The sequence below is a fragment of the Candidatus Regiella insecticola LSR1 genome, from assembly GCF_000143625.1.
Classification (GTDB): domain Bacteria; phylum Pseudomonadota; class Gammaproteobacteria; order Enterobacterales; family Enterobacteriaceae; genus Regiella; species Regiella insecticola.
This window is the reverse complement of the sequence record NZ_GL379754.1, coordinates 1-575: the sequence shown is the minus strand read 5'-3', so window position 1 is coordinate 575 and position 575 is coordinate 1. Positions and strand designations below refer to the sequence as shown.

Annotated in this window: 1 protein-coding gene; it reads left to right on the top strand. The window is 40.9% G+C overall.

Annotation, left to right across the window (positions count from 1 at the left end; translation table 11 throughout):
• Window positions 1–109 precede the first annotated feature (109 nt).
• Window positions 110–439, top strand: coding sequence for a type II toxin-antitoxin system TacA family antitoxin (locus REG_RS10490; protein ID WP_006705625.1), 330 nt, complete (start codon window positions 110–112; stop codon window positions 437–439).
• Window positions 440–575 lie beyond the last annotated feature (136 nt).

Here is a 575-nt window from a genome sequence, read left to right as displayed (position 1 = left end):
TTATACCGCATAAGCCATACAATCCCAATAACGCACATCGGCATTACTGTATACCTAAATGGCACACAATTTGACATAGGCTGATTTTGTATGTCATAGTGATAAATGATTGAAATTTACCCCTATTGAAGACGCAGGTAAAATTATGACCACTCATGCAGAACGTAAAGAAACCCGTTTAGTTGCGCGAACCTCCACAGAAATACAAAAGATCATACAAAGGGCGGCAGATTACTCCGGTGCCACCCTTTCACAATTCCTTATTGAATCTGCAATGGATAAGGCTCGCAATGTGATTGAACGAACTGAAACGCTTCACCTTTCGATGGCCGGTGCAGATGCATTGTTTGCTGTATTAGAAAATCCTCCAAAAGCAAGCAAGAAGCTTCTTAAGGCAGTACAGGGCTACAAGGATACAATGAATGCCCATAACCATTGAAGCGATCACCCACCAACACAATCGCAAAGTATTTGATTGCGGTATCAATGAATTAAATCAGTTTCTACAACAACAAGCACGGCAGAAAACCGTAAAAAATATATCAAAAACTTACGTGGCTTGCTCAGATACAGCC